This window comes from Plectonema cf. radiosum LEGE 06105 (assembly GCF_015207665.1).
Taxonomy (GTDB): domain Bacteria; phylum Cyanobacteriota; class Cyanobacteriia; order Cyanobacteriales; family Nostocaceae; genus Rivularia; species Rivularia radiosa_A.
Genome location: NZ_JADEWL010000023.1, coordinates 26,232 through 39,981, shown reverse-complemented (window position 1 = coordinate 39,981; position 13,750 = coordinate 26,232). Strand labels below are relative to the sequence as shown.

The following is a 13,750-nucleotide window of genomic DNA, read 5'->3' as shown; positions in this document are numbered from 1 at the left end:
CAAGGAAAATCAGCTTATAAAGGATAGCGTTTTCGCAAGCTTGATTGCAACAAATCAACCAACATAACACCCGTAATTCCACTATAAGCAAGCGTCATCAATATTTCCGCAGCAAACATCATAAAGACTGTATTTAGAGAAAATTTGTTTGATATGATACTCAGTGCAGTAAACACCAAGAACAAACGTAAAATCCAAGCCAAAGCATTCACATTCATCCACAAGACAGCTTTGTGAAACTTTACCTTCAAGGATGTAAGCAAAACCAACCCTTGAGGCAACCCTATTAACGTTCCTACTGCTGTCCCCAGCCAAATCACTCCCAAAAATGCTGTGATGGAATCTAATTCTTTTTGTGTAACTGCCATAGTAAAAAGAGCGATCGCACTCACGAATAATACTAGCAACCATCCAAAAAAGCATCCAATTATTGTCGCTAGTATCCACCAAATCGAGTTACGCATATAACGACGTAACACTAACCATTGAGCAATTCCTAATATTAGTCCTTGGAATACACCCTGTAAGATTAAAACTATCTGTGAATTTTGATTATCATAAGTGGGAAATTTTTTACCTACAAATGCAATTATCCCTAAACCCAATAGTTCTGCGATGAAGTTTGCTAACACCCATTTTTCAAACAAGACAAAACTACGTTTGTTGTGCAAACCAAAATTATTATTATTTACTATTTGCATTGCCTAGTCCTTGATTAAAATCCTATCAAAACTTTCTTGTGTAAAATCTATGAGTAATTATTCTCTAAATACAAACTATGAAAAAATATGAGTACTATTTTTTTTCATTCAATGCCATCCATATCAGCCATAGCCACCCAATAGGGGAAGAAAATAATCCAAAACCAATAACTATGAGAATCAGAAAAATTGTAAATAAAGAAGGAGGTACAAGTAACATTGTTAGTAGAGCAATTAAAAAATTAGTTCTTCGGATAATCAATACAAAAATCCAAATAAATACTAAGCTAGCTATCCCTAGAGAGACGACAACATCAATATCTTTTTGTAGTAAAGCTTCCAAATAATTAGTATTTCGACTTCCAACTATAAAATGACCTATTGATGCTAATGCTGGAGGAATAAGTGATAAGCTACCAAATCCAAAAACATTAAAGTTATAATTTTGATCTGCACAAGAGTATAAATAAAAAACTGCCAAGACAATTCCGATAATTGCTAATATGAATAAGATAATTATTGTGGCAATCATATTTGATGAATTCTCATTGTGTAAAAAGATGTTAACCATTTTTTAGAAAAGATAAAGGGTTTTACCTTTATCTTTTCCCAACATTAAACTTTTTTAAAACTTCCAACCAGCCCCAATTTTCCAAATAGTTCCACCACCATTGGTAAAATAAGTACCATCGCCATAGAGGACTATATTTTTACTAATTTCTCCTTCTGCACCAGCTTGTAATACAGCACCTGTACCCAAAGAGACAGAGGAATTACTATCACTTATAGAAATAGCAGAACCACCAACACCTGCATAAATATTGGCGTTTTTACTAATGCCAACATCATAGGTAACAGTAGGAATAAATAGAGTCGCACAGAGACTACCTTCACAAGCTCCTACGGCAGTAGCACGAATTGAAACGGGCTTTAAATCCCAGCGGAAAGTTCCAGCCAAATCTGCACCACTACCATCAGCAGCAACACCAACCCCGACGTAACTACCATTCATTCTTTGTTCTGCATTGGCTGATTTAGCGGAAAAGAAAGTAGAAACACAAGCGAATGTAGAAACAGCAGCAATTGTGGCGACAGACTTTAATAAGCGTTGCATAGTAACTCCTAGTAATGAATAATTTATGAGTTTTGATTGGTAACAATGAAATGAGATTTGTACACTTTTTCTGCTTTATTTATTAGCAGAATTTATTAGCAGATAGTACAAAGCGGTAATCGCTTGGTTTGGTTATCTTAGCTAACTGCTTATGTATATCTCCTGATATCGGGAGGTTATGTAGAAAAAGTCTCAAAAACTTGATTGACGAACTAAGTTTAGATTTCAAACTTTAGATTTTTGTTCGTATTAATAAATCTGAAATCTAAAACTATTCCCTATCTAATGGTTTGTGCGGTTACAGCAGAACATTGTCCCGCATCATCGCAATTGGTAATTTTTGGACTACCATCAGGCTCAATTGCAAACAAAAAGTTGTCAGCAGAGAAATAGGGATGTTTTGTGCTAGTTCCAGCGTAGACGGGGTTATATCCGAATAAAAGTAACCCATCTGGGGAATTTTTAAGATACATTGTTTGGTCTACAGCTTGCTTTCCTAAGCTGGGATGGTAATATCTGGTTCTCATACTTCCCGAAAATCCGTCCATCACAAGAACGCTTTCATAGACAATTCCATCAACGCTATATCTCAATTTCCAGCTTCCGTAAACTGGATTACTTGCATCAGTAACTTGAGCAATATAATTAGAAGGTGCGGTTACAGGTGTTTCTGTCAAGGGGTTTTTTGCATTTGCTGACTCAATACCCAACAGTCCCACAGTTAGAGACAAAAGTGCGATCAGCGAAGCGTCAAGCCCCCGGCTTATCGCTCCGGTTCGTTTAAAGTTCATATTGTGAATCTCCACTGTTATGCTTTGTACTTACGTATATCTCCGGAGCTTCAGAGGTTATGCAAAAAATGGGTTAAATCTTTGCTGTATAAGTATTTTCACGGTCGTCAATATTTTTCTTGCGTGGTAGCAAAAAAAATACATAAGCTCAACGTCTCAGAGATATATGAGAGTAACACACTTGATTAAGATTCATTATTAGAGATGTTATATTTGCTTCTCAGGGGAAATCTGGATAAAACCTAGATAATCTTCGTAAATGCATGATATCAGCATCCCAGCCCATAAAAATCCAAATATTTCTCTCTCTGTTCCTTGATTCACGGTAATATTTTTACTAAACACAAAAGGCAAAATCACTATGGGAGTGGTGTCGGAATACTGGATATGGGTGAGGGTTGTTGGTTTAAGTAGATGTCAAAGCATTGAATTGAACGAGGTTAAAGCTTTTTTTCAACAAGAATTTCCTCAACTTAGTCGAGGTGATGATGTATCGGATCGAGATATTCAACGTCAACTCATGGTGTGGTTGCGTCATGACGATAACCGTCGTCAAATGGCGGAGCTATGTCTACGTTGTTTTATATCCAACCAACTCCGCAATATTTCTATTAAATTGGAGAAAAAATTTGGTAAAACCCATGACTTGACAAATAATCAAATATTACTTCTTGTTTTGGATAAATCTCGAAGAATTGAAGAGATACCAAATTCCTCTAATATTTCAACTTTAATTAATCGGATTTTAGAAACATTCGATGCCGAAAAGAGCAATCTCTCGACTTGGACGATTAGGATATTTTACAGCGATAGAGAAGTCAAAAATTTCTTACTATATCATGGAATAGAGCAAGTTACCGATTGGATGATTCTTAGTTATGTAACACCTGTAAAGTTAGAAAAAATTCTCAAAAATAATTGTTGCAGTGTAGGAGAAATTCAACAATCATTGCAATTACTTGATGCTTATCACCAAATTTATCGCAGTCAGCTACTGCAAACTCGGAAAGCTGGTAGTAAAAGTAGATATCCAGATCCAACGGAAGAACAGTTACGTCAAATAGCAGAAAAATTATTTCCTAACCATAGAAACTATTCTCAAGACTTTCTTCAAAATGTTCGTAGTAAATTAGAAAATATTGCCAATTTTATTAGAGAAGAACGTATTCGAGTTAGGCAAGGAGTAACATCGATAAATTCTCAAAAGTCTTGGGATAATATACCTGAAAAAAATCATAGTAGTGAAGAGGAACAGTCAGAATTTTCGAGATTATATAATTCTTCATTTGATGGATGTTTTACGGGTGCTGTTAAAAAAGTTGTTGAAGCAAGAATTACATATTTTCAAGCCAAGAGAACTACTAAATTTCAAAAGAAACTAAAGAATTTTGTCGAAGCACTACATTTATTTCACTGTGAAGGAGTTCCCATGACAGAAATTGCTCCTCGTTTAAATTTAATTGATCAACCTTCTGTTAGCCGTTTGTTGGAGTTAAAAGGTTTACGTAATGATATTGGTCGTAACACTTCATTGTGTTTGAAAAAATGTATTTTAGAACTAATTCAATCTCAAATTGATGATGATTTACCCCCTGATTGGGAATTGAAAGTACAAGCTTTTTTAGACAAGGAAATTCAAACAGTGATTCAAGAAGCAGAACAAGAAGCCAGGAACGGACAAAGGCAAGCTATGAATAGTAAAATGGCTAGAGCTATTTGTGAATATGTTTGTCACTATTTAAATAGTAGTAGAGGATAGTATGAATAATAATATTGATGATTTATTTGATTTTTCAGAGAATATTGAAACTATAGAGTTAGAGCCAGAACAATGTGAGAAAGCTTTACAGATTAGTCAAGATATGAGGATAGAAGGGAAACAATGGCAGGTTTATCTTCAAGCTTTGGCTTTATTTGCATTTGCGGAATGGCTGGAGAAACGAGAACCGTCACTTACTATTTATCACACTATCCAGCAGCAAATATCTTCAATATTAAAACCTGAACACGTTAGCTTAATTAATGCTGTTTATAATTTACAGATTGGTGATTTTAAAGTTTGTTTAATTCCCATTATTTCTTTTAGTGAGGATGAAGTTACTATTCCGAGAGCAGTAGTTGATATAGCAGAATTTAATAATCATTTTTATATAGTCATTGCGGTAGAGGAAGAATTAGAAATTGCTGCTATTAAAGGATTTATTAGTTATCAAGATTTAATTAAAGATAAATCACAGTTTCAGCTAGATAAAGATTGGACTTATCAATTATCTTTAACTTTATTTAATCACGAAGTTGACGAATTATTAATGTACTTGCAATGTTACTCACCTTCGACTATACCTTTACCAGCAGTTCCGAATAATCGTCAAAATCTTCTTGCTCAAATGCAGAGGCAACTTGTGAATTTATTGCCTCAACTAAATAACCGTCAACTCTGGGAAGTTTTAACTTGGGAAGAAGGTGTAGCTGTTTTAACCAATCCTGAATTAGTGAAATGGTTGTATGATAATTCTACAAAAAATTCTCAAATATCTGCTTTGCATTTATCAGATTTTATCAAAATGATCACTCAACAAGCGGTAAATATTCAACGTTGGTTAGACAACCAAATTGATGATGTGATGCAGGCATTCTCTTGGCAAATGTCACCGATACGGGGACAATTATCAAATGCACTTCCAAGTCCAATGCGTGAATCATCAAATTTAAGCCAACAATTAGGAGATATTCTCACAGAAATTAGACGTAATCTCGAAATTCCGAATATAGCTAATTATTTTCATCAAGATATTGTACTAGAAGTTCCCCTGCGAGTTTATGCTGTTATTTGGTCTCTACCTGATGATGAATGGACATTATTAGTAGTGTTAAAGGTTCTTTCAAGAAATCAAAGACCTTACAGCTTAAATTTAAGAATCAGCGACCAAAATGAAATTTTAGTTGAAGAACAGTTACAACCAGATACTTATCATGATTATATCTTTGCTCAAGTTATCGGTAATTATGCAGATAAGTTTTTGGTAACGCTCACTTCATCCAATGGTGAGGTGAAGACGTTTAATCCATTTGTATTTGTAAGTGAATAGAGAAAAATTAGAAGATAAAATAATTAAATTATATAGTAGTAAAAAATTAAATATAATTAAGCTAAAAAATACTAAAATGACTAACAAGACTATTTTTAAACTCAAAGTTAGACAAATTACTTCAACTTGTAATTTTGAATTAAGTTGGGGTGATGGTCTAGTTATTGATGTTAATGTTAACTATCCTTTCTCCTTAACTCAGAGTTATGAAAACTGGCATAGAGCGTATTTAGATTATTATGTGAGACTGCGAGGAAAAAAGGGAATAAGCGGTACTGGAAGCGCACCTAGAGACTTTCATAAACAACTCGTAGAGACAGAAGCCCAATTATTACGCGAGTTCCAGCAATGGCTGTTAAGTCCTGAATTGGTCAGTATAAATCGTACAATTACAAAATCAGTAAGCCAAACTTCGGAAAAACAACCTGTTGAAATTTTCCTCACTTGTACACCTATTGAAATAGCAAAACTTCCTTGGGAAAGTTGGGATATTTATTTTGATACAGATTCTGATATAGCAGAAAAAATACGTATTGCTCGTACTCCTGCGAATATTAGCTACGAAGCAATACATCCAATTCGTCATAAAATTAGAGTTTTAGCGATATTAGGAGATGATAGTGGTTTAGATTTAAAAGATGATAAAGAAGCGATAAAAGCTCTAAATTCGATTGTTGATGTTCAGTTTGTTGGTTGGAATAAAAAGACAGATACAACAAATTTTGATGCTAACGCACTCAAACATCAAATTATCAAAGCAATTTCCGATAAAAGAGGTTGGGACATCTTATTTTTTGCTGGACATAGCAATGAAACTCAACTGACAGGAGGGGAATTAGGAATTGCACCAGGGGTTGCATTATCAATGCAAGAAATAGAAGGTTCGCTCAAAATCGCTAGGAAACGAGGATTACAATTTGCTATTTTTAATTCTTGTAATGGAATTAATATTGCTGAATTTTTGATTAATTTGGGGTTGAGTCAAGTTGCGGTGATGCGGGAACCCATTCACGATCAAGTTGCACAGATATTTTTAGTCAAGTTTCTTCAGAGTTTAGCTCAATATAAAGATGTTCACACTGCTTTGTTAGACGCAATTCAGTTACTTCAAGAAGATGAAAAGCGTGTTTCTTATCCTTCTGCTTATTTAGTTCCGTCTTTATTTCGTCATGCAGAAGCCAAATTATTTCAGATTCAACCTTTTAATATTACTTCGAGAATTAAGCGATGGTTCCCTACAAAATTGGAGGCAAAATGGTTAGCTGGATTATTACTTTTAAGTTTATTGCCATATGCACAAAGTTTATTACTTGAACCACGTATTTTAGTGCAAGCTATTTATCGTGAAAAAACACCGTTCAAACCACTAAGCACAAAACCACGTGTATTATTTATAAAAATTGATAAAGAATCATTTGAGAAAGATAAAATTCAACAAAGATATCCTTTAGATTACAGTTACCTAGCACGAATTATTAAAGCTCTTTCGGACAGAAATGCTAAATTAATTGGTATAGATTATATTTTAGATCAAGTTGATAAGCAGCCAGCTAATACATCTCAGCTTAAAGCAGCAATTCTTGAAGCTACAGCGAAAAAAACTACTTTTGTATTTGGCTATGATGATTTGGAAGAAGACTCACGAAAAGGTAAAGTTAGTGATAAAATCATTAATCGTCAACAAAGTAAGTATATTGATGGAAGCATATATTTAACGCAGTGGTATCTTGAGTTACCTCCATCAGGGAAAGAATGTCTTGATAAGAGCAATTGTCCTTTTAGTTATTTATTAGCATTAAATTATCAATTACAAAATATAAATCCAACGATTATTGAACAGCAACAACTAAATATTGATTCAATCAATAAGCTCGGAAATTTCCATGAAGAAATAGCTTTTTACGAAAACTTACGTTCAAATAATATTTATAATTCACCTAAACAATTACGGATCTCAAGTTTTTTTGAATGGTTTCATCCAATTATAGATTTTTCTATTCATCCCGACAACGCTTATAAAAGTATATCAGCTTGCAATTTACTAGGTACTTGTAAGAGCCAAGAAAACTCATCAGAAATTCCAGATAACTTGGATAAAACATTAGTGATTATTGCACCTGGAGGATATAGTCAAGCCGGATTAACTGGAAAAGGTGAAGATAATGCTACTAGACCTTTAGCAGTAGCTTATTGGCGAGGATGGGAAGATGGAGAGTTCCCGACAGGAGAAGCTCATGCTTATATGGTTCATCATTTACTTAATAAACATTTGGTGGTTCCAGTTCCCGATTTTTTGGTTATTTTATTAGCAGCTTTACTAGCCAAAGGTGTGTCATTATATTTAATTGATAATCCTCAAAATCGAAAGCTAGTAATTAAAGTTGTATCGGCAAATACTATTATTTATTTCTTAACTTCATTACAGTTATATATATCAGGATATATTTTACTTCCTGTGTTTTTACCCGCTACCATATTTTGGAAATACATTCACTTTACTTTGAGGAGACTATCTAAATGAATAGGCTGAAATATTTAGGTTTGAGTTTTTCATTTTTGTTCTTAACACTTTCTATTTTATCGAGTTTCCCAATAAAAGCTGCTATCAAACAACAAAACCGAAGTTTACCAAAAATAACTAAACGTTTATATTTAGCATTGTCATGGGGTGATATTTTTAATGTCTTTCGTCGTCGCAAAACTCCGGGAGGATCAAGAGGAGAAATTTGTGCAATTCTTCCGCAAGAATTAGAAAATTTAGATAATGGTCAAAAAGGAACTGATGAAATTTGGACTGATAAGCCTATATTTTATTGGCGAGGTGTAGGGGCTACACAAATTGATATCAAAAATAGTAAGGGTGAAATTTTTGCAACTCTAAAAGTCAAAGATGGATTAACAAAGATTAAATATGATAGTAAGCCATTGCAACTCGGAGAGTATTATAGATGGCAAATTACTGCTGAAAAAGTTAGGGGATTTCCTACAAAAGAGAGTGTTTCCTATTTTAAAGTGATGGATAGTGAAAAACGAGATGGTATCACTAAGAACTTGAAACAATTGGAAGCAACACTCAAAAAGGAGGGAGCGACTGTAGAAAAAATTGCTCTGGGGAAAGCTGATTATTTTGCTAAGAAAGAAATGTGGACAGATGTATTAGAACAGCTTTACTCGGTGCAGAATCCATCACCACAATTAGTAGATACTATCAAGAACATTGAAGGACATAACTTTTGTAATTCAAAGCAGGCTGTGGTTTCTACGTTGCCATAGCTTCTTAATAAAATTTTTTACACAAGTCCCCCTGATATGTGAGATATGTATTAGGGGGTAGTTATTACGGCTTATGGAGTTGTAGTTTTACGGAGATGCGATTACATAAATTTGTCCTGATTATTTTTAGTGCTTTATTGCTTAGTGTGTCGCAACCTTGGTGGTTTAGTTTTTCTCCTGTGTTTGGGAAGTCTGCGGTAGTAGCACAAATTAAAACGCGAGAAGAGACGCTACGGCTTTATCAGTTAGGTAATGAACAGTTAAGCAAAAGCCAGTATCAAGCAGCTTTAGATACATTTCAAAAAGCCTTACTGATTGTTAGAGAAATAGGTGATCGCCAAGGTCAAGCAGCTATCCTCAACAAGATTGGGTTAGTTTACCTTAATTTAGGGCAATACCCCAAAGCGTTAGAATTTTCCCAACAAGCTTTGGTAATTAGTAGGCAAATCGGCGACAAGTGGTGGGAAGGGGATACTCTCAATAATATTGGAGTAATGTACGCCAAGTTAGGGCAATATCCCAAAGCACTGGAGTTCTACCAACAAGCTTTGGCAATTCGGCAACAAATTCGTGATAAAGCAGGGGAAGCAAAGACTCTCAACAATATTGGAGTGATTTATGGCAGGTTAGGGCAATACCTCAAAGCCTTGGAATTCTGCAAACAAGCTTTGGCTATTCGGCAACACATTGGTGATAAAGCAGGGGAAGGAAGTACTCTTCATAATATTGGAGGAATTTACGCTCAGTTAGGACAATATCCCAAAGCACTGAAGTTCCACCAACAAGCTTTAGCAATTAGCAAACAAATTGGTGATAAAAAAGGGGAAGGGAGAATTCTTCACAATATTGGAGGAATTTACTTTCAGTTAGGACAATATCCCAAAGCACTAAAGTTCCACCAACAAGCTTTAGCAATTAGCAAACAAATTGGTGATAAAGAAGGGGAAGGAAGTAGTCTAAAAGGTATTGGGTCAGTTTATAATGGATTCACACAGTACCCCAAAGCACTGAAGTTTTACCAAGAAGCTTTAGCTATTAGCAAACAAATTGGCAATAAAGCAGGGGAAGGGAATACTCTAGAAAGTATTGGGTCAGTTTATCAAAGTTTGGGAGAATACCCTAAAGCACTGAAGTTTTACCAAGAAGCTTTAGCTATTAGCAAACAAATTGGCAATAAAGCACATGAAGGAAGTAATCGTAACAATATTGGAGGAATTTACCACCAGTTAGGACAATATCCCAAAGCACTGGAGTTCTACCAACAAGCTTTGGCGATTCATAAACAAATTGGCAATAAAGCAGGGGAAGGGACAACTCTCAACAATATTGGAACCGTTTATGGCAGTTGGGGACAATATCCCAAAGCACTAGAGTTCTACCAACAAGCTTTGGTAATTAGCAAACAAATTGGTGATAAAGCAGGGGAAGGGACAACTCTCAACAATATTGGAGGAATTTACGAAGTTTTGGGAGAAAACTCCAAAACTTTGGAGTTAGGTCAACAAGCTTTGGCAATTAGCAAACAAATTGGTGATAAAGCAGGGGAAGGGAATACTCTCAACCATATTGGGTTAGTTTATAGCAATTTAGGAGAATACCCCAAAGCACTGAAGTTTTACCAACAAGCTTTAGCAATTAGAAAACAAATTGGTGATAAAGCAGGGGAAGGGAATACTCTCGGCGATATTGGATTCGTTTATAACGAATTGGGAGAATACCCTAAAGCGCTTGAGTTCTTTCAACAAGCTTTGTTAATTAGCAAACAAATTGGTAATAAAAACACTTCAGGACGTACTCTCAACAATATTGGGTTTCTTTACGGCAGTTTAGGGCAATACCCCAAAGCATTGGATTTTTTTCAACAAGCTTTAGCAATTCGCAGACAAATTGATGATAAGTTGGGGCAAGGGACCACTGTCAGTAATATCGGTTATATCCTCCTAAGAACTGGTAATTTAAAAGAAGCAACAGAGACACTACGTGTTGCTGTTGAAACTAGAGAATCTCTACGACCAGGATTAAAAGATAGTGATAAAATTTCAATTATTGAGAGCCAGAGAGCTACATACAGCTTTTTACAACAAGCACTTATAGCCCAAAATAAAATTGAAGCTGCATTAGAAACTTCTGAACGTAGTCGCACTCGTGCATTCGTTGATTTATTATCTTATCGTCTCGACACTGAAACTTCAATAAAAGCTAAATTACCAAATATTGAGGAACTTAAACAAGTCGCTAAAGAACAACAAGCAACACTAGTTGAGTATTCAATTATCAATGAAGAATCAACAATAGAAGGTAAAAAACAATGGAATAAATCACAACTTTATATTTATGTTGTCAAGCCGACAGGAGAAGTAAACTTTCGCACAATAGATTTCAAAGCATTTTTTAAAGATGAAAATAGCAATTTAGCATCTCTCGAAGAACTTGTTGAAAATATTCGTGACTCTATAGGAGTAAGCGATCGCAATCTCTTCACACGAACCAATTCCACCACCCAAAACACCACAACCAAACGCGACCAATTTCAAATCACAACCTTCCCTTCTCCCGAAGATGACCCCAGCAAAGACTTAAAAAAGCTCCACAGCATATTAATCGAACCCATCGCTGACCTTCTCCCCACCAACCCAGACGATCGCGTGATTTTTGTCCCGCAAGATGAATTATTCCTGGTTCCCTTCCCCGCACTGTTAGACCAAAAGGGTAAATACCTGATTGAAAAACACACAATTTTAACGGCTCCATCAATACAGGTATTAGAGTTAACTCGACAGCAAAAGCAAAAAAACCAACTTTCCCCTGCATCTGATACTCTCATAGTCGGGAATCCCACCATGCCAAGTGTTAGTCCCAAAATTGGGGATGAACCGCAAAAATTAGCAGACTTACCAGGAGCCAAACTTGAAGCAGATGCGATCGCTAAATTATTAGGTACAAAAGCGCTCACAGGTGATGCTGCAAATAAAGCCGCAGTTTTATCGAAAATACCCCAAGCTAAAATTATCCATCTTGCTACCCACGGTATTCTCAATAATTTCCAAGCTTTAAAAAGTGCGATCGCGTTAGCTCCTACTGGTAAAGATGACGGTTTGCTAACTGCGGAAGAAATTTTGAACTTTAAACAAAAACTCAAAGCAGATTTAGTTGTCCTCAGTGCTTGCGATACAGGTAGGGGACGCATTACTGGTGATGGGGTAATTGGCTTATCGCGATCGCTATTTATTGCAGGAACTCCCAGCGTTATCGTCTCCCTTTGGGCTGTTCCCGATGCACCTACTGCGGAACTGATGACGGAGTTTTATAAGAATTTATACAAAAACAAAAATAGACTTGACAAAGCACAGGCGTTACGCATGGCAATGCTGAAAATGAAAGACAAGTATTCTGATAGTCCGAGAAAGTGGGCTGCATTTACGCTGATTGGCGAGTCTGAGTAAATAGGAGGGTTTGGGAAGGTTTGGTTTGTGGTGAATTTTTACATAAGTTCCTGACGCTGGAGATATATGTGTATCAAGTTTGGAGGTATAGAAGATGAAAGTTAAATACTTATCTCTCAGCGCTGCTGTCGTTGTTTTAAGTTTCGTAGGGACAATTTATACTGCAAAATCGGATGCGATCGCTAAGAATTCTGTAGGCAATAATTTTTCAGTCCAAGCTTTAGAAGTAGCAGCCAATAAACAATTACTTTTAGCACAATCCAATACTGATAAGTTATTAGAGCAGTGTGTTAAGCGATATCAATCAAAAGAGTATGAGCGAGCATTAAATAGTTGTACTAAAGCAATTGAAGCGGATGGAGACAATGATAATGCTTACTTAATTAGAGGTACAATTAAATTTATTTTAGGAGATTATAAGACGGGTATTCAAGATATTAATAGAGCATTAGCGATCAATCCCAATTCTGAACAAGGATACTATATACGCGCCCTGGCTAGGGCGATAACGGGGGATGTAAAAGGAGCAACTGAAGATTCTAATCGCTTTTTAGTTCTCAATAGCTATTCTGTTGATGGGTATTCTTTTCGAGCGATGGTGATGCTGCTTATTGATGACTATAAGCAAGCAATAGAAAATGCTAGCCAAGCAATACAAAAAAATCCCGAAAATACTAACGGATATATCATGCGAAGTTTCGCCTATATTCTTTCAGGTAATGATAAACAAGCGAGTGAAGATATCGAAAAAATTATCAAAATTGGTTCAGAACCTGGTGCTTACTTTTTTAGAAGTATCATTCGCGTTCAAAGAGGAGATAACAAAGGAGCGATGGAAGACTTAAATCTAGCGATAAATCAAAAATTTGATGAAGCTTCTGTCTATGCACAACGAGCTAATGTTCGCGTTCAGATGGGAGATATGAAAGGAGCAATAGAAGATTTGAATATGGCAATAAAGAAAGATAAAGATGTAGGATATTTCCGAAATAATCTCGGATTTATTTATGGTCGAGCAGGCGATATGAAAAAGGCATTTGAAAACTATGAGAAAGCCTTAAGTAATTATCAAAAATCTAATATTTTTAAGGGTTTTCAATCACCTTTAAGCAAAATATTTGAAAAAAGTGCTATCAAAATCTCGCCGTTCTTTTGGGAGGTAAAAGATTCACAAGATGCACTGGGATATTTAAACCGTGGTATGTCTCGCGCTCTACTTTTAGGGAATAAGCAAGAAGGGATTGCTGATTTACAAGTTGCTGCTAATTTATTCCGAGAGCAGGGTAAACAAGATGAGGCGAAAAAAGTCAATGAGATGATTAAGAAAATTAATAGTTAA

General features: G+C 35.5%; 10 protein-coding genes. 6 read left to right on the top strand and 4 right to left on the bottom strand.

All coding sequences use genetic code 11. The features are described 5' to 3' along the window. Positions 1 to 14: 14 nt before the first annotated feature. The 4 genes from IQ247_RS10090 to IQ247_RS10075 form a co-directional block, all read right to left on the bottom strand. Positions 15 to 701, bottom strand: a complete 687-nt coding sequence (locus IQ247_RS10090; RefSeq protein ID WP_193919487.1) for a hypothetical protein — start codon at positions 699 to 701, stop codon at positions 15 to 17. Between the two features lie 94 nt (positions 702 to 795). Continuing rightward, a complete protein-coding gene (locus IQ247_RS10085) occupies positions 796 to 1,233 on the bottom strand; it encodes a hypothetical protein (RefSeq protein ID WP_193919486.1) in 438 nt (145 codons plus the stop codon). A gap of 93 nt (positions 1,234 to 1,326) precedes the next feature. Continuing rightward, positions 1,327 to 1,815, bottom strand: coding sequence for a hypothetical protein (locus tag IQ247_RS10080; protein ID WP_193919485.1), 489 nt, complete (start codon positions 1,813 to 1,815; stop codon positions 1,327 to 1,329). Positions 1,816 to 2,093: 278 nt separating this feature from the next. Further along, on the bottom strand, positions 2,094 to 2,606 hold the full coding sequence (locus IQ247_RS10075) for a hypothetical protein (RefSeq protein ID WP_193919484.1): 513 nt from the start codon (positions 2,604 to 2,606) through the stop codon (positions 2,094 to 2,096). 361 nt (positions 2,607 to 2,967) lie between these two features. Between IQ247_RS10075 and IQ247_RS10070 the strand changes: the two genes are divergently transcribed. The 6 genes from IQ247_RS10070 to IQ247_RS10045 all read left to right on the top strand — a co-directional run bounded on the left by IQ247_RS10070 (position 2,968) and on the right by IQ247_RS10045 (position 13,750). Further along, entirely contained in the window at positions 2,968 to 4,365 is a 1,398-nt protein-coding gene (locus IQ247_RS10070) for a hypothetical protein (RefSeq protein WP_193919482.1), read from the top strand. Position 4,366: 1 nt separating this feature from the next. Further along, positions 4,367 to 5,695 (top strand): DUF1822 family protein, encoded by a 1,329-nt coding sequence (locus IQ247_RS10065; RefSeq protein WP_193919480.1) that lies wholly within the window; start codon positions 4,367 to 4,369, stop codon positions 5,693 to 5,695. Positions 5,696 to 5,771: 76 nt separating this feature from the next. Beyond that, positions 5,772 to 8,216: a CHASE2 domain-containing protein gene (locus IQ247_RS10060; RefSeq protein ID WP_193919478.1), complete on the top strand. Its 2,445-nt coding sequence runs from the start codon at positions 5,772 to 5,774 to the stop codon at positions 8,214 to 8,216. A gap of 20 nt (positions 8,217 to 8,236) precedes the next feature. Next, positions 8,237 to 8,968 carry a DUF928 domain-containing protein gene (locus IQ247_RS10055; protein ID WP_193919475.1) on the top strand — a complete coding sequence of 244 codons (732 nt, stop codon included), beginning with the start codon at positions 8,237 to 8,239 and terminating at the stop codon, positions 8,966 to 8,968. A 95-nt stretch (positions 8,969 to 9,063) separates the two neighbouring features. Next, entirely contained in the window at positions 9,064 to 12,411 is a 3,348-nt protein-coding gene (locus IQ247_RS10050) for a tetratricopeptide repeat protein (RefSeq protein ID WP_193919473.1), read from the top strand. Positions 12,412 to 12,505: 94 nt separating this feature from the next. After that, on the top strand, positions 12,506 to 13,750 hold the full coding sequence (locus IQ247_RS10045) for a tetratricopeptide repeat protein (protein ID WP_193919471.1): 1,245 nt from the start codon (positions 12,506 to 12,508) through the stop codon (positions 13,748 to 13,750).

Bases quoted from the DNA above. Each gene is read 5' to 3' on its own strand.
- IQ247_RS10090 (WP_193919487.1), bottom strand. From the start codon at position 701: ATGCAAATAGTAAATAATAATAATTTTGGTTTGCACAACAAACGTAGT.
- IQ247_RS10050 (WP_193919473.1), top strand. From the start codon at position 9,064: ATGCGATTACATAAATTTGTCCTGATTATTTTTAGTGCTTTATTGCTT.
- IQ247_RS10070 (WP_193919482.1), top strand. From the start codon at position 2,968: ATGGGAGTGGTGTCGGAATACTGGATATGGGTGAGGGTTGTTGGTTTA.
- IQ247_RS10065 (WP_193919480.1), top strand. From the start codon at position 4,367: ATGAATAATAATATTGATGATTTATTTGATTTTTCAGAGAATATTGAA.
- IQ247_RS10045 (WP_193919471.1), top strand. From the start codon at position 12,506: ATGAAAGTTAAATACTTATCTCTCAGCGCTGCTGTCGTTGTTTTAAGT.
- IQ247_RS10080 (WP_193919485.1), bottom strand. From the start codon at position 1,815: ATGCAACGCTTATTAAAGTCTGTCGCCACAATTGCTGCTGTTTCTACA.
- IQ247_RS10060 (WP_193919478.1), top strand. From the start codon at position 5,772: ATGACTAACAAGACTATTTTTAAACTCAAAGTTAGACAAATTACTTCA.
- IQ247_RS10075 (WP_193919484.1), bottom strand. From the start codon at position 2,606: ATGAACTTTAAACGAACCGGAGCGATAAGCCGGGGGCTTGACGCTTCG.
- IQ247_RS10085 (WP_193919486.1), bottom strand. From the start codon at position 1,233: ATGATTGCCACAATAATTATCTTATTCATATTAGCAATTATCGGAATT.